The organism is Terribacillus saccharophilus (genome assembly GCF_002272745.1).
GTDB lineage: Bacteria > Bacillota > Bacilli > Bacillales > Amphibacillaceae > Terribacillus > Terribacillus saccharophilus_B.
The window spans coordinates 1-311 of record NZ_NPBD01000036.1; the positions used below are offsets into that span (position 1 = coordinate 1).

1 rRNA gene is annotated in these 311 nt (G+C 51.4%); it reads left to right on the top strand.

From position 1 onward, the window contains the following. Nucleotides 1-311: ribosomal RNA gene (locus tag CHH58_RS18105) — 23S ribosomal RNA — on the top strand; the annotation flags it as partial.

Here is a 311-nt window from a genome sequence, read left to right on the forward strand (position 1 = left end):
TCCAAAGGAGTGTCCTACAACCCCAGAAGGCAAGCCTTCTGGGGTTGTAGGACACTCCTTTGGAGTTACAAAGAAACCATATAGACGAAGCGGCTTGGAATGGCCCGCCATAGAAGGTAAGAGCCCTGTACTTGAAATGTGGTTTCCTCCGGAGTGTATCCTGAGTACGGCGGAACACGTGAAATTCCGTCGGAATCCGGGAGGACCATCTCCCAAGGCTAAATACTCCCTAGTGACCGATAGTGAACCAGTACCGTGAGGGAAAGGTGAAAAGCACCCCGGAAGGGGAGTGAAATAGATCCTGAAACCGT